We start from the raw sequence: 19,712 nt of genomic DNA, 5'->3' as shown, positions 1-19,712 counted from the left end.
GACAGGGTCAAGTGTGAGGCGGTGCCGGCGGCCGTCAAACCGACACGCCGAGATGCCTGTGCCGTCGCCGCGGTGCGGCGTCCGGGCGGGCGGCGGACGGACGACCTTAGCACCGGCCAGCCTGCGCGGCGGAGCGTCAGCTCAACCGCTTCGAGTCGCTCAGCCGCCGCCGATACAGCATCGCGAACCGGTCCTCGGCCGTCTTGACGAACTGCGCCACCGACGCCTCGATCGCGTCGGCGGCCTTGGCGACCGACCCCTATGAACGAACATGATCAAAGAGGTACCAGACGACACCGACGAAACCAGCGCCTCAGTCCGTGTCGCCTGACGTAAAGCCTTCATCGCCGCTAGGAGACCGAGCCCGACGAGTTGAACCCCCCGTGTCTGAGGCGTTCCTGTTCGCTAACCACAACGCTTAGGCTGGCCTGATGATGCGCGTTTAGCAGTTCATCAGGGCCGTATTCGTGCTGCTGGCTTTCGCCTTGAGACTTATTCGCTAGTTCCCGGCCGAAGCAGTTCGTACGCGGAGCGGCTGACACCACCGTGGGCTGGCACATCGGTACAACCATCGATGCGGCGAAGTTCCTCGATCTTCTCGCCGCCAGCTACCTATGAACGGCGACAGACGCAGCCTGCTCCAGCCGAACAGCAATTTACCCGCTGTCGGCCGCCTGGCGAACAGGTGGGTGTACGTGCCCGCACCTGCATGACCAGTGCGCAGCTCACGTGGCTTCACGGAAGATCCGCAGCGACATGCCGCTGCGGTTACCGAGTCAAGGACGCACGCGTGTCGATTATGCACTGTGACTGGGGCCGGTTCGCGCACCCATTTTCCCCGAAACGTAGCCTGTTGACCCGATCGAAGGGGGCAGTTCACGTGCGGGGTCGATGGTGGCCGATATGGATAGGAGCAACATTCCTTGTGGGCGCGGTGGCGACCACGGCCCTAGCAGCCGTGGTGAACGTCGCCACGGGGGGAACCAGCCCATGGTTCGAGCCATTCGAGACCCACCCGCTCTGGTGGATGGCCGGTGGGGTTCTCGCCACAGCTGTCGCCGGGGTGCTCCTATGGTGGGTACCGCGGCGCTATGACCGTCGGCTGACCGAGCTCTTGCCGGCCGCACAGCGACCGAAAAGTTGGGTGGTGAATCGGCCAGCTGAGGTGCACCAAGTCGTCTCGGCGTTGCTGCCGCGGGCAACGGTCGGGATCACGACTGCGGTGCACGGAGCGGGCGGATTCGGCAAGACGACCGTTGCGACGCTGGTGCGGGCGAACACGAGAGTTTTGCGGCAGTTTCGTGGCGGCGTCTACTGGGTGACACTAGGCCGCGATGCGCGCTCCAGGGAAGCGATCGTCGAAAAGGTCAACGACCTACTCAAGCAGCTGGCTCCCGAGCGGCCGGTGACGTTCACCGACCAGCTGCAGGCAAGTGACCACCTGGCGGCTGTACTAGCCGCCGGCCCGCCGCGCTTGGTAATACTTGACGACGTTTGGTATCCGGCGCAGGTGGCGGCGTTCCCGGTGGCAGGCCAGTGCGCGCGGTTGATCACCACCCGCACGGAGTTCCTTGTCGACGACGCTGTCCGCGTCCGGGTCGATCAGGTCACCGCGGGGCAGGCCGAAGCACTACTGGTCGCGGGGCTTCCCGCGATGCCGGCCGCACTTCGAGACGAGTTGATTGAGGCGACCGGGTGCTGGCCGCTACTGCTTCGCTTGATCAACAAGGTGCTCGCCGACCAGCTCAAGACGACGCCGGACATCGCCGCCGTAGCTGGCGAACTGCTGCGACGCCTGCGTCGGCGCGGCGCCGCGCACATCGACCAGCTGAGCGGTGCGACTCGCGAGCATCTCGACGTCGATGATCCCGAACAGCGGCGGCACGCGGTCGCAGCCACGATCGAAGCCAGCCGGGGGTTGCTCCGGCCGGCAGAACGAACCCGGTTCCGCGAGCTGGCGATCTTCGCCGAAGATGAGGCGATCCCTATCGCCTTGATCAGCCAATTGTGGAAGGTCACCGGGAAGCTCGATTTGACCGAGACGCGCACGCTTTGCGCGCGGCTCAACGACCTCGCGCTCCTGACCAGCGGCGACGAGACGGTGACCCTTCACGATGTGGTCCGGGATTTCCTGGGCAGGGAACTCGAGGACCACGTCGGAGCCGGAACAACCGAGCTGAACCGGGTCTTGGTCGAAGCCGTCGCCGGGGGATTGCCCACGGCACCAGTCCTGCCTTCGTCAGACGGCTTTGGCGAGGTCGCCGAACGAACCGCGTGGTGGGAATTGGACGGGTCAGCCCGCTACTTGGCGGACCACCTGGTCGAGCACCTTCTCGCTGCGGAGCGGGACAGTGATGCCGAAGCCGTGGTGAGCGATCTCCGTTGGGTGGCTTCTCGACTTCGCCAGGCAGGACCGATCGCTCCTTACGCCGATCTGGCACGGGTGGGGACACCGTTGTGCGGCCGTTTGCAGCAGTTGCTCGGCCAGACCGCTCATCTGCTGGCTCCGACGACCCCCGCGCACTCCCAACTCGATGTGCTGTATAGCAGGGTCGCGCACGATCCCTTTTGGGGCGGCCAAGCCGCTGCGCTTGCCGAGGGTGCTTGCCACCCCCGGTTGGCGAACCGCTGGCCCTTGCCCGACCTGCCCGATCCCCTGCTTCGTCGCATCCTCTCCGGTCATGCCGGAGTGAAAGCGCTGGTGATGGAGCCGGGCGGTACATGGCTTGCCGCCGCCACGTGGGACGGAACCGTGCGGCTATGGGATGTGACGACCGGACAGGAACTGAACCGGCTCGACACCTCGACTGTGGCTACGAACGCCTTGGCTGTGGCGCCGGACGCAACCTGGCTCGCAGGCGCAGGCAGCGACGATCTCGTCCGGATCTGGGAAGTGGCCACGCGGCGAGAACGCGGCGTCCTGGAAGGCCACAGCAGCGAGGTTACTGCCATGGTGGTGGCACCTAACGGAGAATGGCTCGCCAGTGCAGATCGCGATGGGGTCGTGCGCATCTGGGACGTGCGGACGCGGAAAGTACTACGACGGCTAACGGGTCACACCGGCGTAGTGAACGCGCTGGCCGTCGCGCCGGACGGAGCCTGGCTCGCTTCGGCCACGCAGTGTCGCGCTGTACAGGTGTGGGACACGATGACCTGGCAGAGGCGGACCACGTCGCCGGGCGAGACCTGGGATTTCACGACGTTGGCCGTCGCGCCGGACGGAAGTTGGCTCGCCGGAGCCGGTGATCGCGGCGTTGTCCAAATCTGGGATATGCCCGCCATGCGGGAACGAGCGCAGCTGACCGGGCACGCCGGCGTAGTGAAGGCTCTCGCAGCCGCGCCAGACGGAACCTGGCTGGCTAGCGCCGGTGGCGAGGGAACCGTACGAATTTGGGATGTGGCCACACAACGCGAGCGGCTTAGGCTACCGAGCCGTCACAACGGGTGCGTGACCGCGCTCGCGGCCGCCCCGGACGGGACCTCTCTCGCTATTGCGGGTTTAGACGGGCTCATCCGAATCTGGGACGCCAGTTCGGAACGAGGCCGATCCGACGTCCGCAGCCACCACATGGCTAGTGTGACCGCGCTAGCGTCTGGGCAGCCATGGCTGGCGGGCACTGACGGAGAAGGGGCAATCCGGATCTGGGATGGTGAGTCCGGAAAGGAACAGACGCGGATCAGGGAGTCGGCAACCATCATGGCGGCAATCACGCGCACGCCATGGCTTGCCACGGCGATCAGCGGAGGGCGGGTGCGGCTATGGGATACCGAGACCGGCCGGGAACACGCTTTGCTCGGCTACTGCCCAGGCGGTGTATCTGCGATGGCGTTCTCGCCAGGCGGAAACTGGCTTGCCGCAGCATCCGCCGCCGGGATCATTCGCATCTGGGACCCGATCACCTTCGAGGAGCTTCGGCGCATCGAGACGTCGAGGGGCCTCCACACTTTGGCGGTGGCGGCCGATGGGAGCTGGCTCACCACGGGCCATGAGAGCGGAACGGTGCAGCTCTGGGATGTCGCAACAGGGCAAGCGCGCGCCAAACTAACAGGCCACTCGGGGATCGTCTCGGCCTTGGCAGTTGCCCCATCAGGTGAGTGGCTCGCCACCGCTGGCTGGGACGGCACCGCCCGGATCTGGGACACCAGTACGGGTACGGAGCGGGCCGTGCTCACCGGTCACCGGAGAACGGTCTCGGCTATAGTGATCGCACCGTCAGGTGAGTGGCTCGCCACCGCGGGCTGGGACGGTACCGCCCGGATCTGGGACACGTCAACATACCGCCCGATCGCGATGATGAGAGTGTCCCAAGCTGTTCACACCTGTGTCGTGACGTCCGATGGTCACGGTCTCGCCGTCGGCGGCCCGGCGGGGCTATACATGTTCGGCTTCCATCCGGGGCGCCGCAGATGAGCTGATCAGCGGACTCAGTAAAGTCTGTCCAAGCGAACACGCTCAAGGCATACAGAGACCACCAACCGGCCAGCGACGGCAATCACGCCTAAAGCCGATCACCCAGGGATGCGTACTCCTACGCCTTGGAATCGCCAGGGCGTCCGAGGGCGACTTGCGCACTACCCACACGCCTTTTGGCCGACATGAAATTTAGTAGCTGGTGACAGTCGGAACCATCCGCCAACGGGGTCGCCGCCGCAGCATGCCCGGCGAACAGGCTCACCTTCCCCCGAATCTTCTCGATCTCCTTCGGTTCTACGCTGTCCCGGTCGTCGTTAATGATATGCAGCTCGAGGAACTCAGCTAGGGGGCCGGCGTGGCGATCTGCTCGCCGAACTTGGCGTCTACCAGCACACCCGCGACTCTGCCGGACGGCACTGGTGGCGCGCGCCCCAGGACATCCCCCGGCTGCCGGATGTGTAGCCACTGCCCAGCTACTGGGTCGAGTGCGAGGGGAAGGTCCGGTTGATCAAGGAGACATCGGATGCTGGCCTGATCCTGCAGCTCTCGAACGCGCGGCGGAGAACAGGCAGGTTGTCACATCGAGCTTGCTTTGCTCGAACATTAGTTCTAATTTGGGGTAGTTGTCGCTGTTGGAGGCGGTAAGTCGAAGACGGGTGAGCGGGGGTACCCCCGTAGGTGTGGTGCACGGGCCTCTAGTGTTCGAGCCTGATCTGAACGAGGAGTGGCGGATATGGCTGACGGCAGTTCGATCGAGTGGACAGAGGCGACCTGGAACCCGACGACAGGTTGCGATCGAGTGTCGGCCGGATGCGATAACTGCTATGCCCTCACTCTGGCCAAGCGGCTGAAGGCGATGGGAGTGGCGAAGTATCAAACAGACGGTAACCCGAGCACATCGGGGCCTGGGTTTGGTGTCACCGTGCATGAGGATGCGCTGGCGCTGCCGTATCGATGGCGGCAGCCGCGGCTCGTTTTCGTCAACTCCATGTCGGATCTGTTCCACGCGAAGGTGTCGATCGGGTTCATCCGGGACGTACTCGCGGTCATCGCGGACACCCCTCAGCACACGTATCAGATGCTGACGAAGCGGTCGCTGAGGTTGCGGCGGCTGGCGGACCGCCTGGACTGGCCCGCGAACCTGTGGATGGGCGTGTCGGTCGAGGACGAGTCGCAGCTCTATCGCGTTGACCATTTGCGCGAGGTCCCTGCTGCGGTCAGGTTTATATCAGCTGAGCCGCTGCTTGGCCCGCTAGATGGGTTGTCGCTGTCGGGAGTCGGCTGGGTGATCACGGGAGGTGAATCCGGCCCACGGGCGCGGGCGTGTGACGCCGCGTGGGTTCGTGGCATTCGGGACGCGTGTGCAGATGCCGACGTTCCGTTCTTCCATAAGCAGTGGGGCGGTATTCGTCCCAAGTCCTTAGGGCGAGAATTGGACGGCCGCACACACGACGGCATGCCTGTGCAAGCTGCGCAAGCCGTCGTAAACATCAGCTGAGCGATCCGCTAGGCGAACGATGCTGCCACGCGGTACATGCTTTGTCGGTCGCCCTCGCGCCACGCTTCGATCCGTCACTTTTTGTACAGTCGCGTCCCCGCAGGTTAATTCCGCGTGCGCTCAATTTTCTTGTTTAAGATATCACCCATAGAGTTGGTCTGAGTCAAACCTATGGCGTGAAGATTCTTCCAAGCCTTACGCAAGTGCAAGGTTCGCGCCTTTCCTAGCGCTTCGCCGAAGGTGTCTGCATAGTTTTCTCCAACAATAAATGCACCCTTTTCCTGAAGTAATCTTTGCAAATTTTCTTGAATCTCAGAAATCCAAGCCTCCTTCAGCTCGACCTCTGCGGCTTTGAAATCCTCTTCCGAGGAAAAGAGTGTTCCGTCGTTGTCGACCTCATAAAGATGCTTCCGCCACTTGTCCAATGCGATCGACTGAGATTCTCCGTATAATGCTAGGCCATCGAAATGGCGACTTAGGAACACGAGGTAGTAGACTGGCTTATGGTGGCGCTTATTTCGAACCTCCGTAGTCCAGCCGCCTGATCCTGCGGCCTTGGATAAGCGATGCATGTAGCCCTCGACTACGGCTAGTTCTGCCTTCTCCCTGTCTGGAAGGCTGTTCAGCCAGGCCTCTCGCCACCAATTTCCGCCGCAGACATTGTCCATCCTGCAGAGCGTAGCCTCGCTAGGTGTAGCGCTGGTTAAATGTCCGGCGATTCGACGAAGGCCAACGGCGGTAAAGTTGATTAATGCTTCCGATATTGGAGTTCGACCACCGATCTGTCTTTTGAAGAGGCTGACAATGGTCTCAAAGGGTACGGCAAGCCCAAATGGATCCATAAAAGTGAATGTTGGAATATTTGTCGTCAGTGTTAAAAGCTGTGATATATGGTCAGTAATTTCCCCATGAAACGTCCTTACGTCGAGGCCGGTACCTCGGTCATTGACGAGTAAGTTAAGCTTGGCGAGGGTTTGGGGATCGGCTTCTACGAAATAAGCTTTCAGCTTCCTGCGCGGTGCAAGGCTTCGAGCGGTTGACAGTACTAGGGCAGGAGAGCCATCAGATCCGTCCTCGTAGCGTCCTGCGCCTGCGTATCCGTCGATAAAGGCCACTTCGTTGTTAGGTGAGGCCGAACCCGTCTTCATAGCGAATGGGGTTAGATAGCTCCCGAGTAGCGCATGCTTGAAGACAGCAGCAGCCTTTCGTTCGTTGAAGAAATTCATTCACGCACCTCCATCCTCACACTGAATCAGGCGTAGACCTGCTGGTCAATGGTCGATATGATGTTGATACGAGCGATACGGCAAGACGGGCGCGTGGCGTTGAGGTGCTGAATGGCGCGAGAGCTGTCATAACGCCTTCAAGTCGCCCTGTCGGGCAGGGTGCGCAGTCCGAACCGTCGCGCGGCCGCCTTGTTTGACTCTAACTTGAGCGGCCGCGCCGATGTCGCTATGCATGCGCACAGGACGCGGTTGGGCTTGGAGACGCCGCCCAACTCGATCACTGAAGTAGCGAAGCCGGGCCGGACGGGGAACCCTGCTCCACTCCGATCCCACACGTGGTCACCTTCAGTAATATCGATCACCTTGTGTAGGTCGTTTCGGGCACAACGTCGGTTACAGGGTTGACCGTGTCCGGTATGGCCTGGCCTACACGAGCCCCTCAGACTCGACTTAATCGTCGAGGTGGCGACTACCCGTCAGTGCACCCAGATAGCTAGTTTCGAACCAAGAATGACCACAGACCGCCGCCGTCGATGTAATGGCTCGCTGCGTCGGGCAGCGTTCAGCAACCCCTCAAGCTCTCGAGTATTCGGGTCGGGAGCCGATCTTCGGCGATTTCAAGCACTTGTTCGAGTGGGACGGCTAGCTCTGAGGCGTCGAGGTCTATCGCCGCAGACCAGGCCGCTGGCTCGTACCGTGTGAGGCTTGACAGCCCGAGGAGGAGAGCCCACCACAACATGAGGGGATGTGGTGATGGACCGCCAGCGATTTCCGGAAGGGCGAAGCCCACAAGCTGTGGGGGTTCCGTGCGCGGTTGCGCACGATCGGTCTCGACGATGGATGCAAACGCGCGTTGCCGGTCCCATATCTCCGTCATGGTCGTCGTGCTAGGACAAGGCAGGCCGATCGTTGCAAGTGATCTGCCGAAGCGGTCGTCACTGCGCACAACGACGTCGCTGGGCCCAGCTTCTTCCCCTCCCGTCAGTCCTTGCTTTACACCGAATGCCTCTCGAAGCGACGGGTAGCCACAGAGGGCGGTGGTGATCTCGGCTCCGGTGGTTGCCTGGATGTCGACCGCAGTGGAACCGTCCCGTCCGTGGAGACTGCACTCGTTCCGTATCCAGGATCCGAACCTGGCGGAGGCTTCAGAGTTCCCAGCGGGATTGTGATTGCAGGCGGCCATTGCCCTGCTGTGGCTGGAGGAGAGACTTCGAGGAGGTCAGGGTTCGCTGTCCAGAGTGCGCCGAGCGATGTGGGGCCGCTGAGGCCGGGAGACCCAATCGCTGTAGCGGTTCCCTGGTACGAATCCTGCGCACGGGATGCAGGGCTCACGATCGTGTCGAGAATCTGTTCGGCGTCTTCCCGGACGCTCAGTCCATGCCAGCGGAGCCGCCAAGGATCAGATAGGTGCGCTGCGGCGATTGCACGACCCGCTTGGCTCAATGAGTAGAAGAGCGGCAGAGCTTTGGTAGCGTAACTGGCGCTCGACGCAGCCTCGGCGAGCTCTTCAGCCTGCCGCAGTGCCGCTACAAAAGTCTTCTTGCGCTCGGAGTCACGTGCAGCTTCACCAGGTGGAGCTGCACGGAGAGCTCGGATGTCCCGCCAGCCTGTCAACCGCGTCAGCACCGAATCTTTGCATAGTAGGCAAACCGATTTAGATCGCTTGGCTGGAGCAGGGCGGAACGAACGCTGGCCGGCACTGGGATGTGGCGTCACCAGAGAACGAAACCGCGCGGTTGCATTGCGACCCACGCTACAGTACTCGATGCGGCGTTCCAAATTGGCAATACATTCTTGATATCAGCCGTTCATAGGACACGGAAGAGTTAGATTTCCGGGTTCTTTCATGGGGGTGCCGGTAGTTGTGCTTCAGTGGATAGTTGAGCCGCCACCCAGATTAAGCTCCCGGCATGACTGACGATCGTGGGTCGTGGAAGACGTTCGGTGAGAGGCTGGTCTACGACAACCGGTGGGGCCAGGTCGGATTGACCGACGTCGAGGCGCCGAACGGTGAACGTTGGGATCACCACGTGGTGCATCTCGCTCGGATAGCTATCGCGTTGATCGTGAACGACCAGGACGAGGCCCTGATGTTGTGGCGCTACAGGTTCGCGACGAAGCAATGGGGCTACGAACTACTGGGTGGAATGGTCGAGGCTGGCGACGATTCTGTCGGGACGGCCGTGCGGGAAGCTGTTGAGGAGTCCGGCTGGCAGCCGATCGGTGAAGCGGAGCATCTGGTGAGCTTCGAGCCATTGCCGGGCCAGGTCACGGCCCCGGTGGATGTGTACCTTTGGCGCAAGGCCGAGCACATTGGCGAGCCCACTGACGCGGAAGAGGTCGGTCAAGTGGAGTGGGTGCCGTTGTCGCAGGTGAATCAACTCGTGCAGCAGCAGAAGTTGCTCGGATCGGGCACGTTGGTTCCCCTCCTCTATTACCTCAGTTCACGACTGAGGTAGGCGATCTGGATGAGAGATGCTCAGCTGGCGGTGCCGATGATCAAGTTCCAACTCCAGCTCGGCCAGGTGACTCATGAGCCAGCCGCGGGTTTGTTCGCAAGTTAGGGCCTCGCGGGCGATGCGTTCAAGCTGACCTTCATAGAAGTCAACGTCATCATCGTTCTCGAGGAACAGGCTGGTTGTGGGCTGTTGGTGATGAACGAGTGGAAGGTGCTGATCGTGTCGATACAGGGTGAAACCTGTCTGGAGGCTGGCCAGAGCGAGGTGGTCGGGTACGAGGTGGATGTGGTGATGAGGTAGCGACGATGTGATCAGCAGGTGCAGTATCTGCTCGTGTTTGACGACGGGGTCTTCATGGCGTGCGAGCAGCGTGGGTTCGTGCAGGTAGAAGGTGAAGGGCCCAGGTGTCCGGAGAGATGCTGCCTGGCTGGCGAGGCGCGTACGCACTGCCGTATCGAGAGCGGGACCGTCCGCATGCCCATTCCTGGCGAGTGCTTCGCGGATGTATGGCTCGATCTGGAGTTGCCTTGGGATTTCGACAGGGTTGTAGGTCGTGATGGACTGGCTGCCGCTGTCGAGCACCTTGATGAGCGGAAGGTCATCGGGGAAGCCTGCAGGGTGGCTTCTGACCTGGTAGCCGTTGTCGGGGAGGCGGTCTAGGGCCACGAGGTCGTTGAGTTCGTGAGGGGTTGCCTTCGCGCGGGCGAGGTAGATGGCGACGTCGCCGGCTTGGTAGTTGCGGAGGCCACTTTCCAGGCGCGAGATGGTGGAGGCAGGCCAGCCGAGCACGCGACTCATGTCAGTTGCGAGGTAGCCAGCGCGCATGCGGATCCGCCGTAGCTCGACGCCGAGCTCCCTCTGCTTTGCGGTCGACAGCTGCTGTGTCTTCTTCGCTTTCACCGGCTCCTGCTTAAGGTCGTTGCGGGAGGCAGGCCGTCCCACGACTGCTTGGGCCGTCACGGGCGCTGTGACGGCACGAGATAGCGGCCTACCTGCGGAAGCAGCGCGTGTGACGTCTGCGTCGGCTTGCTTCGCGTCGTCACATCTGCCGTGAATCGGCCACGGGAAGGGCGGTAACGAGAGATAACGGTCAGCCGTCACGTCGGCGAACGAGGAACGCCGTGTCGTGCGGTGACGAGTAGCGCGGCTGTGCCGGCGACCTCCTGGAGGGCCGTTACGTGTCCGGTCAGTCGGTCGAGCCCGAGCGGGGTAAGACGCATCTTGGTACGGCGACCAGCGACCCGGATAGACACATAGCCGGCCGCGGCGAGGAGCTCGGCATGGAGAGAGACGGAGTGCGGCTTGATTCGCAGTGTGTTTGCCAGAACCGCGGTCTCGTGCCAGTGCAGGTTCGCGAGAAGGCACATCACGAACAGGCGGACCGGCAAGAGGAGAAGCGGGTCGAGGTCGCGGTGGGAGGACGGAATCGCATGGCGTGTTGGCCGCATCACTGCTCACCACTCGTCAGCTCATGAGAGCCGGGTCGTCGGAGATGAAGGGCTAGGGGCGACCCGGCTGGGCTTTTCTGCAGCTCAAGTGGGTCGGCGCCTAAGGGTTTGCCGCAGTGCGTGGTCGGACTGTGCGGTGCACCGCAGTCCTGAGGGAGGCGACGTGCGGCCTGCTGGGACTCAACCGCGGTTCCGGTCCGTGGAGCGATGATCAGCTGGTCCGTCGCCAGGCGACTCGTCGTTCCTGGTGAACGGAGGGCGCGATGCTGTCCTACGTTCGTCGATGTGGTGGTCCGGCCGTCCCGCTCGGGGGTAGCACGCGCGCGTTGACGTGGGCGCGACTGCGGGACGGCCGGAGTCTGATGGCGGCCGAAGAGGCGGCACCAGCGGTGAGCCTTCCGGTGTCGTCCGGGCTCAGCCGTGGAAGCGGCGGGGCGATTGAGGATCCGGAGCAGCGCCACGCACGCGACGCATGGAGGTCCAGGCGGTACGAGGCACGAGCCGATGAGTACAACATGACCGCAGACCGCCTGGTAACGGCCCTCTTGGAGATCAAGCCCTTGGGCGAACGCCTCATCGGTGACGGCGTGATCGAGGCTGTCACCTGCACAGCGGTACCAACTGACGTAGAGGCGGGATCGCCGTGACCTGCGCGTATCGCTCATCTCATCCGCCCCTGTGTCTGCTCAATGTGTTGAAATCATCAAAGATTGATCAACGCCGAGAGGCCAGGGCGGAAGTGTCAGAGTTTGGTGACAGGCTAGTGACATGTATTGCCTTCACCTGCATATATAGCTGATATGCTCAGGTGCAAGTCAAGTAGTGCGAGGTGATCGATGATCGGCGTCCGACGACGCGAAGGGCTGGTTTCAGCTCGTAAGACTGTGGGGCTGAGTCAGGAGAAGCTCGCCGAGATCATGGACGTCGATCGCCGGACGGTCATTCGCTGGGAGGCAGGCGACTTCGCGCCCCTGCCGTTCCAACGGCCGAAGTTGGCGAGAGTGTTGGGACGCTCCCAAGAAGAGTTGCGCGTGCTGATCGACGGCTCGCCGGCGGCTGATCTGCCGCATGAGCTTGAACCTGCGTTCAGCTGGCTGGATCGTCGTGTGGGTTGGAACCCTGGCACTACGCGCGAACGGGTGGGGGCACGTGTGTCGCCAGACGGGCGTCGCGGACCGCGGGTCGATCGGAGCCAGGCTGCCGACGCGTTGGCCAGCTACTACGGGGAGCCGCCTGTCGACTACACGCTCTACCAGGCGCGTTATGGGAAGCAAGACGTCCGGACCAGCATTCTGAGTCGGTCAGAGTGGCTGGACCTGAGCTGCCAGCTGACGCCGGAGAACGACCAGCTGCTTCTGCGGCCTGGCCTCGAGGGCCACTCTTGCGGCATCAACGAGAAAGCGGCCGTTGGAAGGCTCGCGGAAGTGGCTGAAGGCGGCGTTCGGCTGGCTGACGTGCCGATCTACCGTCTGATGGAGCTCGATGTGGGCGGTGGCGCTCTATCGGGCAGCTTGGACGTCGTGCCCTTCGTCGAGTACGCCTTGACCTTGGATCTGCTTGAGCGCGAGTTGTCCGAGATGCTGGCGGCAGGTAGAGGACTGCGTCCTGGTCACGCGCCCCTGCGGGACAAGTATTTGCCGGACGTCGCGACGGTGCTCGACCTGGCCGACCGGTTGTGCGCGGGCGGCGTGCTCGCCTTGACTGCGATCGCTCGGCCTGCGGACCCGTATCGCGGTGGTCGCGACTACCTGCTGCTCATCCAGGAGCGGTCCAGGAACGTGCTGAACGCAGCCGGCAGCTTGGCCGTGATCCCGAAGGCGTTCCACCGGCCATCGACGGAGCAACGCGCGGATGCTCGGATCGGAGCGACCCTGCGGCGTGCGCTGGAGAACGAGCTGTTCGGACGGGTCGACGTCGACAACACCGCGGGCAGCCAGCGAGCAGCTGATCCGATGCACCCACACAGGCTGTCCGCGCCGATGAGGTGGCTGACCGAGCAACCGGGACGGCTACGGATGGAGTGCACTGGGTTCGGTCTCAACCTCGTTAGTGGGAACTACGAGTTCGCCAGCTTGGTCGTCATCGACGACGAAGAGTTCTGGTCCCGCTTCGGCGGTGAGGTCGAGGCAAATTGGGAGTCGGCTGAGTTGCGCTCGTATTCGACGCTCGATGGCGATTTGCTCGGCGGACTGATTGCCGACGAATCGTGGAGCAACGAAGGTTTGTTCTCGCTGCTCCAGGGGTTGCGTCGGCTCACCGAAATTGGCGGTGATCGGCTGGCAGTTCCGAGTATTGGACTATGTTGCTGAAGGCCAGCGCACAGTCATGACAACCGAGTCCGCAATTGCTTCCCATGAATGGTCGACTCCTGGCCCCCACATGACGTAGTCGCCTTGCCTGGTCATGGTCTTGCCGCCGCCTGTGACGTCGACGCGAAACTCGCCGGAGATGAGCAGCACGAGTGTGGTCCGTTGGTCATCGGACGTCCACTCTGGGCGCTTGTCGCCTGCGGGATGGTTGGCCCACTTGACTTCTACGTCTTTCGACGAACGTACGCCCTGGGACGGGTCGATGAAGTGCCCGACCAACCAGCCGCGGGTGTCAGCTGCGTCTTCGTTGGCATTTCCGGCGGTCCAGCCGTCGCTCACTTGCTGAGCTCCCATTCGATCGGCGGTAACTTCACGCGTTCTCCTCCGATTTCCGCCAGGCGCCGTAATCCCTGCATCATCGCGAAGAGTCCTTCGTTGCTCCACGCTACATCACTCAGTAGCTCGGTGACGAGATCTGAGTCGGTCGTTGAATACTGGCGAAGTGTCGCTGATTCCCAGTTCGCTTCAACCATGCCGCCGTAGCGTTGCCAAAATTCTTCGTTGTCGATGACGATCAGGCTGGCGAACTCGTAGTTTCCGCTGACCAGGTTCAGACCGAAACCTGTCGACTCCATCCGTAGCCGTCCTGGTTGCTCGGTCAGCCAGCGCATCGGTTCGGAGTGGCGTGCCGGGTGCATGGGGTCTGCTGTCAGCATCTCGCCGAGCGTGTTGTCGATGTCCGGGCGTCCGAAAAGCTCCTCTTCCAACTCTCGCCGGAGCGTCGCGCCCACCTGAGCGTCCCGGCGGACGTCGGTCAGTGGCTGGTGAAAGCCCTTCGGGATCACGGCGAGCCGTCGCGCGGCGTTCAGAACGTGGCCTGAACGTTCCTGCACGAGCAGCAGGTAGTCCGCGTCGCCCCGGTACGGATCAGCCGGCCGGGCGATGGCGGTGAGTGCGAGTACGCCTCCCGCGCAGAGCCGGTTGGCGACGTCGAGCACTGATCGAAGGTCAGGTAGGTGTCGGTCGCGAAGTGGCATGGACGGTGAGCCGGCCGCGATGGCATCCATGAGTTCGCCTTCGAGCAGGTCCATCGTCAGCGCGTAATGCGCGAAGTAAGTAATTCCAAACGAGCCGCCGAGCTGGTGTTTGCGGATGTCCGTGTCGAGCAGGCGGTAGATCGGACTGTTCACGAGCCGGGTGTTCATGGCCAGCGTCTCGGCCAGGCGCTGAACGGCGAGACTTGCCGCGCGTTCATCAAGCACGAGGCTCGCGTCCGACCGGGTATTCGTCGCCGTGAACCGCTCTTGATCTGGCCGCAGCTCGCAGGCCACATCCAGCCAATCGAAGCAGGTCAGGACGCTGGTGTTCACGGTGTCAGCGCCGATCCGTCCGCTGTACAGGCCGTGATTCTCGATTTGATGCCCGTAATACTGGCGGAGCGCGTCGACGACCTCGCGCTGGCTCACCCAACTACGCCGGGTTCCGCGGTTGTGGAGGTCTTGGACGCTCACGTCGGCGACGCGCGCAGCGACCGCGCGGCGAGCTGCGCCGGGAGTCCAGCGGGCTGAGCGGTCGAGCCATTCGAGAGCTGCCTCGATGTGCGGATCAGTCGTAAGCCGCTCGTCCTCAGCGATGCTCGATACCGCCTGAGCGGCGGGTGCTTCGCCGACCAGTTCGGCGAAGCGCGCACGCTCCGCTTCCGACGCTTGCTCAAACGCGGTGTCGAGCACCTGTTGCATCTCGGACTGCTGGACCAGGTCCGGCTTCTTGCGCCATGACGCCACGGTGCGAGCGCCGACGCCCAGCTTCTCGGCGAACCGCTCATTGCTTAATCTCAGTGCGGCTTGAAGTGCCGACGCTGATCGACCGGTCCATTCGTTGGTCCGGCTCATCGGCGCGCCGAAAAGTCGATGTGCTGCGGATATGCAGTGGTTGTGCAGTGCCTCCGCACTGGTTGTGCATGGGATCGTGCGCCGATTCGGCCTTGAATTCTAGGTATGGAAATCACCTGGATCACCAGCCCGAATCGCCCACCCTCAACGCTTCGAGCGGACATGCTCGACCACAATCGCGAGATTCGACTGAACGTCTTCGAGGCGCTCGGTGAGCTCAGCCAGCCGCTGTTCGAGCGCGTCCAGTCGGGGCCAGAGATCGTGCCCATCGTCGGTTGGCTCGTCCGGGTGCGGCGGAGTGCGATTTTGCAGAACTGCCAACAGATGCTGCGGGTGCCAGCCCAATGTCGTCGACAGTGCTTCGAGCGTGCGGGCGCTCCGTCGACGCTCCACGGTGTGGTGCTGCAACTCCCGCACGATCGCCTGCGACACATGCGACCGCTCGGCCAGCTCGCGTTGCCGCCAGCCGAGTTCGTTGACGCGCATGCTGATCGCCTTCGCGACTGCCGCCCAGTCTTCCGACACGTATCCCTCCGCGCTCCGCCTCAGCGCTGAGATTAGCGGCTCATCGAGCTTTTATCGCGTCGCCTAGCGCATTAGCGGCGGCGCGTCGGATGAACGCGCCATTCGAAGCGCTGAAATCAACAACATAGTCTTGAAATCATCAGATTGGTCTTTCTTATGAACTCGCAAATGACTTTCCACACCATTCAGCAGGCCGCCTGGATTCTGGGTGTTCCGCGCTCGGCTGTGAGTCGGGCGATCCGTACTGGACAGCTGCGGGCGACTCGCTCGCGGTCCGGTCTGCGGGTGTCGTCGACCGAACTCGCTCGGCTGCTCGGCACCACGAAGCAGGGCGGAGGTGCGGCATGCACGCCGATGACCTCCGGCTGATCGGGATCGCGTGGCGGCTGGACCGCCTGCGGTGGATCCCCTCGGACGTCCTGACCGCCATCGTCACCAGCGAAGGGGTCTGCATGTGGCCTTCGGCGGAGAGCGAACCGCCGCCGGCGCAGACCGATCAGCAGCTCGCCGACCGACTGTGCGGAGGATGTTCGGTCCGGGACGAGTGTCTGGAACTGGAGCTGCGTACTGCCGGGACGGACACGGCCGGTGTCTGGGGCGGGATGACCGACGACGATCGTCGGGAGCTTCATCCGCACTGGCTTCGACGCGGTGAACGGATCGAGCGAGGTGCGCGATGAGCGGCCTCAGCTTGACGCCAACGCAGATACTCGCCGGACTCGGCGCGCTCGTCGTGCTGCTCTGGGTTTGGAGGGCCGGCGCTCGCCGGGCGAAGGCCGCGGTGGAGAAGACGCGCAGTGGAGCACGTCTGGTCTCCTTGGCCGGCCGCGTGGTTTTCAATGCCGGGTTGATCGTGGCTGTTCAGTGGGTCGTCATCTCACATCCGAGCAGCTCCTGGCTGCGCCTCGCGGTACTCGGGCTGCCCGCGCTGTTCGCGTCTCATGCGCTGACTCGTGCTATGACCGTGACGACCGTCGACACCTCGAAGCGGGGTGGTCGCCGATGACGCGGGCGCAACGGCTAGCCCAGGATGCGGCCGAAGCTGCAGAGGTTCGGGCGTACGAGACCGATCCGGACGTCGTTGCGCTCCGGATCGAACGGGTACGTCGGCAGGTCGACTGGATGTGCTGGACCGGGGTTGTCCTCGGACTGGCGTTCACGATGACGAACGTCCAGACCTTCGCATCGACAGGGACCCAGCCGTGGTCGCTGCCGTGGCTGGCTGCGTGGGTCCTGGATCCGACGGTGTCCCTCGTACTGCTAGCGATCCTTCGCGCGGAGCAGGTGACTGCCCGGTACCAGGTTCGCACCGGGGGATGGGTTCGGCGGGCGAAGTGGTTCACGCTCGCCGCTACCTACGTCATGAACACGTGGACGTCCTATGCGAAGGGAGATCCAGCGGCGATCGTCCTGCACTCAGTGCCTCCGCTGGTCGTCTTCGCCGCGGTCGAGGCGATCACTGATCTGCGCGACAAGCTGACCGATGCTGCCATCGTGGCTGCCGGTGAACGGCGAGGTGTTCAGGGCGATTCCATGAACGCCGGGCGCCGGAAGCTGTTCGCCGACTACCTGGCCGACGCTCGGCGACGCTGGAAACCCGATGTCGACGTCACGCCGGCGTGGATTCGGCAGGCGACCGGATGTTCGCGCGGGCTGTCGCCGCGGTTGGCGCGTGCGTTGCGCGCGGAGGTGGCCGATGACTGAGTCGGACGCACTGCCAGTGAAGGCCGATCCAGTGCTGGATGGCGAGCTGATCGATGACACGTTGCCGCAGCCACGTCGGCGCACACGTCGCAACCGGCTGGTGACGTGGTGGCTGCACTCGCAACGCGTGCCGTTGTGGCTCAAGAGCAAACCGCAAGCGGTTCAGGCCGCGAAGGACGCGGTTGTCTGGCTGGTTATGTCGCCGGTGCGCTTCCTCGGGGCGGTTGTCCGTGGGGGAGTGGTCGGTACGCGGTGGTGGCGTGGCTGGGTGACGGTGCGTGACTATCGAGCTGCGGCAGAGGAGTCCGAGAAGCTGGCCGAGAAGTTCACGGAGATTCGCGGGCTCACGCTGTTCCGCTGGAAAGTCACGGGATTGGTGCTCGCCGTCGTTGCTCTGGTGATCGCGATGGTGGATCTCCTGCACGGCGCCGGTCCATTATGGATCGCGGGCGCTGGCGCATCGGTCGCCTTGGCGATTCTTGGTCGACGCAAAGACGGAAGGCCGGGACGGAAACCTGCGCTCGCAGGTCCGCGCACGCTGACATGGACGATGGACCCGCAGGTGCTGGTGGACGCGTTTCGGGATGCGAAGCTCATCGGCAAGGACGAGTCGCTGAGGTTGGTCGAGCGGGCAACTCGGGTCGGTGATGGCTGGGCCGTCACAGTCGACCTTCCCGCCACCCGCAAGGCCGCGGATGTCGTGAAGAACCGGGACGCGCTCGCGTCAGCCTTGGCGGTCGATGAGGTGCAGCTCATCGTGGAACGCGTCCGAGGCAACGGCGGTCACGCTGGCCGGGTCTCGATGTGGGTTGCCGACGAAGACCCGTACGCGTCGCCACCGCTACGGACGCCGCTACTCGGGGCGGTTCAGTGGGATGCGTGGCGTCCGGTTCCTTTCGGTCGAGACGCGCGGGATCGGCGGATCGACCTCCCTCTGGTGTGGACGTCGTTGCTCGTGGGCGCGATTCCTCGGCAAGGCAAGACGTTCGCTGCCAGGCTCGCTGCCTCTGGACTCATCCTGGACGCGTGGGTGCGGCTGTACGTCGCGGACTTCAAGGCGGGCAAGGACTGGGACTCGGCCGGCAAGGTCGCGCATCGGTTCATGGCGGGCGACGAATCCGAGCATGTCCTGGCCCTCATCGGCTGGCTCGCCGAGCTGGTCGCGGAGGTTCAATCGAGGTTTCGGCGGATGCGGGATCTCGATGATCTGACGTGCCCGGAGTCGAAGGTCACGCCGGAGATGTCTCGCGACAAGGCGCTGAACATGCCGATTACGGCGATCTTCATCGATGAGGTCCAAGTCCCGCTTGAGGACCGCACATCTATTGAGGTGCAGGGGAAGAGGCTGACGGCGGGCGAGTACGTCGGCGAGTTGCTGACGTGGTTGGCGAAGAAGGGGCCAGCTGCCGGGATCGTGCTTGTACTGGCGACGCAGCGGCCGGACTCGAAGACGATTCCGTCCGGCTTACGTGCGGTGCTCGGCTCGCGGTTCGCGCTCCGAGTGATGGACTGGCGCGACTCGAACATCGTGCTCGGCGAGCAGATGAACACGCGCGGGTTCGATTCGTCTCGTCTGCTGCCGTCGCACAAGGGCGTGGGCATCCTGCGCCCGGACGGCGACACCGCAGCCGGAGCCGATGTGCTCGCGATGACCGTCCGGACCTATTACATGCCGAACGAGGACTGGCGGACGATCTGCGAGCAGGGCCGGGCGCTGCGGGAAGCGGCCGGGACGTTGACCGGGCACGCGGCAGGCCAGGACCTGACGCCAGTGCTCGACCACGCTGTGGTGGTCAAGGAAATCGATGCAGGTGGCGGCAGTGACGCGGTTGGCGAGTTACCTGAACCGTTCGCGTCGATCGTCGACTACTTCGGCGATGACCTTGGTCCGGAGGGGCGCGAGTTCGTGCCGACTGCGGAGCTTTTGGACGCGCTGAAGATCGACCGGATGACGCTCGCGCAGCAGATGAGCGAGGTGGGATGCCGGCCGACGCGGGATCGGATCACGACTGAAAGCGGCGAGACACGGCAGGTTCGCGGGTATCTAACAGCTGAAATCAAGAGTGCTGTAGCCCGCATGGTCAGCGGTGACGCGTCGGAAGAGCTCGGTGATCAGGCATGAGCGCCGAGTATTCGAAGAATCGGGGCGTTCAAGTTATCCTACCTGCTGGATTGCCTGCTGTGTCGCCTGCGGTCGCACGCGGATTGCTCGCCATCCTGATCGAGCTGACCGAGGT

18 protein-coding genes are annotated in these 19,712 nt (G+C 63.3%); 10 read left to right on the top strand and 8 right to left on the bottom strand.

The features are described from left to right. Window positions 1-961: 961 nt before the first annotated feature. Entirely contained in the window at window positions 962-4,411 is a 3,450-nt protein-coding gene (locus tag NQK81_RS05855; protein ID WP_257487381.1) for an NB-ARC domain-containing protein, read from the top strand. 736 nt (window positions 4,412-5,147) lie between these two features. After that, window positions 5,148-5,912: a DUF5131 family protein gene (locus NQK81_RS05850; RefSeq protein ID WP_257487380.1), complete on the top strand. Its 765-nt coding sequence runs from the start codon at window positions 5,148-5,150 to the stop codon at window positions 5,910-5,912. 104 nt (window positions 5,913-6,016) lie between these two features. Here the strand turns inward: NQK81_RS05850 and tcmP are convergent, their stop codons facing one another. The 3 genes from tcmP to NQK81_RS45340 all read right to left on the bottom strand — a co-directional run bounded on the left by tcmP (window position 6,017) and on the right by NQK81_RS45340 (window position 8,764). Beyond that, a complete protein-coding gene (tcmP, locus tag NQK81_RS05845) occupies window positions 6,017-7,138 on the bottom strand; it encodes a three-Cys-motif partner protein TcmP (RefSeq protein WP_257487379.1) in 1,122 nt (373 codons plus the stop codon). Window positions 7,139-7,700: 562 nt separating this feature from the next. Next, window positions 7,701-7,877, bottom strand: a complete 177-nt coding sequence (locus NQK81_RS45345) for a YaaC family protein (protein ID WP_371878886.1) — start codon at window positions 7,875-7,877, stop codon at window positions 7,701-7,703. A 254-nt stretch (window positions 7,878-8,131) separates the two neighbouring features. After that, window positions 8,132-8,764 (bottom strand): YaaC family protein, encoded by a 633-nt coding sequence (locus NQK81_RS45340; RefSeq protein WP_371878852.1) that lies wholly within the window; start codon window positions 8,762-8,764, stop codon window positions 8,132-8,134. Between the two features lie 284 nt (window positions 8,765-9,048). Between NQK81_RS45340 and NQK81_RS05840 the strand changes: the two genes are divergently transcribed. Further along, entirely contained in the window at window positions 9,049-9,597 is a 549-nt protein-coding gene (locus NQK81_RS05840; RefSeq protein ID WP_257487378.1) for an NUDIX hydrolase, read from the top strand. Here NQK81_RS05840 and NQK81_RS05835 read toward each other — a convergent pair. Together NQK81_RS05835 and NQK81_RS05830 are read right to left on the bottom strand one after the other, a co-directional pair. Next, window positions 9,583-10,497, bottom strand: coding sequence for a helix-turn-helix domain-containing protein (locus NQK81_RS05835; protein ID WP_257487377.1), 915 nt, complete (start codon window positions 10,495-10,497; stop codon window positions 9,583-9,585). The genes NQK81_RS05840 and NQK81_RS05835 overlap by 15 nt on opposite strands. A 197-nt stretch (window positions 10,498-10,694) precedes the next feature. Next, the gene (locus NQK81_RS05830) at window positions 10,695-10,964 is read right to left on the bottom strand and encodes a MarR family transcriptional regulator (RefSeq protein ID WP_257489702.1); all 270 of its coding nucleotides are present in this window, start codon (window positions 10,962-10,964) and stop codon (window positions 10,695-10,697) included. Window positions 10,965-11,407: 443 nt separating this feature from the next. Between NQK81_RS05830 and NQK81_RS05825 the strand changes: the two genes are divergently transcribed. Together NQK81_RS05825 and NQK81_RS05820 are read left to right on the top strand one after the other, a co-directional pair. Beyond that, a complete protein-coding gene (locus tag NQK81_RS05825) occupies window positions 11,408-11,692 on the top strand; it encodes a hypothetical protein (RefSeq protein ID WP_257487376.1) in 285 nt (94 codons plus the stop codon). Window positions 11,693-11,881: 189 nt separating this feature from the next. Further along, on the top strand, window positions 11,882-13,354 hold the full coding sequence (locus tag NQK81_RS05820; protein WP_257487375.1) for a helix-turn-helix domain-containing protein: 1,473 nt from the start codon (window positions 11,882-11,884) through the stop codon (window positions 13,352-13,354). Here NQK81_RS05820 and NQK81_RS05815 read toward each other — a convergent pair. The 3 genes from NQK81_RS05815 to NQK81_RS05805 form a co-directional block, all read right to left on the bottom strand. Further along, window positions 13,343-13,693: a signal peptidase I gene (locus NQK81_RS05815; protein WP_257487374.1), complete on the bottom strand. Its 351-nt coding sequence runs from the start codon at window positions 13,691-13,693 to the stop codon at window positions 13,343-13,345. The genes NQK81_RS05820 and NQK81_RS05815 overlap by 12 nt on opposite strands. After that, window positions 13,690-15,246, bottom strand: coding sequence for a transcriptional regulator (locus NQK81_RS05810; protein ID WP_257487373.1), 1,557 nt, complete (start codon window positions 15,244-15,246; stop codon window positions 13,690-13,692). The genes NQK81_RS05815 and NQK81_RS05810 overlap by 4 nt, the downstream gene beginning before the upstream one ends. A gap of 144 nt (window positions 15,247-15,390) precedes the next feature. Next, window positions 15,391-15,771 carry a helix-turn-helix domain-containing protein gene (locus NQK81_RS05805; protein WP_257487372.1) on the bottom strand — a complete coding sequence of 127 codons (381 nt, stop codon included), beginning with the start codon at window positions 15,769-15,771 and terminating at the stop codon, window positions 15,391-15,393. Window positions 15,772-15,927: 156 nt separating this feature from the next. On the opposite strand from NQK81_RS05805, the gene NQK81_RS05800 reads away from it, so the two are divergent. From NQK81_RS05800 to NQK81_RS05780, 5 genes are read left to right on the top strand one after another with little or no spacing between them, the layout of a single operon-like run. Continuing rightward, the gene (locus tag NQK81_RS05800) at window positions 15,928-16,140 is read left to right on the top strand and encodes a helix-turn-helix domain-containing protein (protein ID WP_306856032.1); all 213 of its coding nucleotides are present in this window, start codon (window positions 15,928-15,930) and stop codon (window positions 16,138-16,140) included. After that, window positions 16,116-16,451 carry a WhiB family transcriptional regulator gene (locus tag NQK81_RS05795; protein ID WP_257487370.1) on the top strand — a complete coding sequence of 112 codons (336 nt, stop codon included), beginning with the start codon at window positions 16,116-16,118 and terminating at the stop codon, window positions 16,449-16,451. Before NQK81_RS05800 ends, NQK81_RS05795 begins: the two co-directional genes overlap by 25 nt. After that, window positions 16,448-16,777 (top strand): hypothetical protein, encoded by a 330-nt coding sequence (locus NQK81_RS05790; protein ID WP_257487369.1) that lies wholly within the window; start codon window positions 16,448-16,450, stop codon window positions 16,775-16,777. The genes NQK81_RS05795 and NQK81_RS05790 overlap by 4 nt, the downstream gene beginning before the upstream one ends. Beyond that, window positions 16,774-17,475, top strand: a complete 702-nt coding sequence (locus NQK81_RS05785; protein WP_257487368.1) for a hypothetical protein — start codon at window positions 16,774-16,776, stop codon at window positions 17,473-17,475. Before NQK81_RS05790 ends, NQK81_RS05785 begins: the two co-directional genes overlap by 4 nt. Continuing rightward, window positions 17,468-19,597 (top strand): FtsK/SpoIIIE domain-containing protein, encoded by a 2,130-nt coding sequence (locus NQK81_RS05780; protein ID WP_257487367.1) that lies wholly within the window; start codon window positions 17,468-17,470, stop codon window positions 19,595-19,597. Before NQK81_RS05785 ends, NQK81_RS05780 begins: the two co-directional genes overlap by 8 nt. Window positions 19,598-19,712: the final 115 nt, after the last annotated feature.

It is taken from the genome of Amycolatopsis roodepoortensis (assembly GCF_024628825.1).
In the GTDB taxonomy this organism is placed as follows: domain Bacteria; phylum Actinomycetota; class Actinomycetes; order Mycobacteriales; family Pseudonocardiaceae; genus Amycolatopsis; species Amycolatopsis roodepoortensis.
The sequence above is the reverse complement of the archived record's forward strand: the minus strand, read 5'-3'. Positions and strand labels throughout refer to the sequence as shown.